The sequence below is a fragment of the Streptomyces fuscigenes genome (assembly GCF_021556455.1).
GTDB lineage: Bacteria > Actinomycetota > Actinomycetes > Streptomycetales > Streptomycetaceae > Streptomyces > Streptomyces fuscigenes.
Window position 1 is genome coordinate 1 of the sequence record NZ_JAKGCV010000779.1, and the last position, 1,192, is coordinate 1,192.

At 75.1% G+C, this 1,192-nt stretch carries 1 protein-coding gene; it reads right to left on the minus strand.

What is annotated here, in order from left to right:
• Nucleotides 1-160: 160 nt before the first annotated feature.
• Complete coding sequence (locus L1885_RS28495) at nucleotides 161-1,129, minus strand: phosphatidate cytidylyltransferase (RefSeq protein ID WP_235800025.1); 969 nt, start codon at nucleotides 1,127-1,129, stop codon at nucleotides 161-163.
• Between the last annotated feature and the right edge of the window lie 63 nt (nucleotides 1,130-1,192).

Sequence of the window (1,192 nt, forward strand, 5' to 3'; positions counted from 1 at the left end):
AAGGGGCCCACCGCGACACGCGGCGGACCCCTTCAGCGTACCTGCTCGCCCGGGCGGCCATTCCGGCCTGCGGCGGGCGGGCGGCGAGCTGGGCGGTGCGGGCCCGCAGCCCGCCGGAGCCCGCCGTCCGGCCGTCGTGCCGGCCTCCGCCCGTGGCGGCTCAGTGCGAGCCGACGAACAGCACCATCAGCAGCCAGACCACGGGAGCGGTAGGCAGCAGCGAGTCGAGGCGGTCCATGATGCCGCCGTGGCCCGGCAGCAGGGTCCCCATGTCCTTGATGCCGAGGTCCCGCTTGATCATCGACTCGCCGAGGTCGCCGAGCGTCGCGCTGACCGCCGCGCCGAGGCCGAGCAGCAGGCCCTGCCACCAGGCGCCGTCGTCGACCAGGAACTGCATGCACAGCGCGCCGGCCACCATCGCGAAGGTGACCGCGCCGACGAGGCCCTCCCGGGTCTTGCCGGGGCTGATGCGCGGCGCGAGCTTGTGCGTGCCGAAGCGCCAGCCGACCGCGTACGCCCCGGTGTCGCTGATGACGGTCAGGATGATGAACGTCAGCACGCGCCAGGGGCCGTCGTGCGCGGTCAGCAGCAGTGCCACGAACGTCGCGAGGAACGGCACGTAGAACACCGCGAACACGCCCGCGGTGACGTCCCGCAGGTATCCGTCCGGCGGCTGCGTCATCCGCCAGACCAGGACGGCGAGGGCGGTGAGCGCCATCGCCAGCCAGGCGCCCTGCGTGCCCCACACGTATCCGGCGACGACCATCATGGCGCCGCCGACGGCGAGCGGGACGATGGGCGCCTTGATGCCCTTCTTCTCGTCGAGGCGGCTCGTCAGCTCCCACAGGCCGACCACGACGGCGGCCGCGATGACGCCCACGAAGACGGCCTTGACGACGAACAGCGACGCCACGACGACGGCGCCGAGGCCGACCCCCACCCCTATGGCCGCGCGCAGGTCGCGGCCCGCCCGCTTCTTCTGCGGGGGCTGGTCGGGCGCCGGGTGCGGTGCCGGGTGCGGCGGCATGGGCTCCTGCTGCGTCTCGTCGCGGAACAGGGGGCCGGACAGGGGGCGTCCCGCCGCCCGGCCGGAGGTCTCGTCGTGCGGGGGCGGGGGGCGGCCGGGCACCGGGGCGTAGCCGGTGGCGCCGGGGACGGGAGCGGCCGGCACGGTGGCACCGGGTGCGCCGTT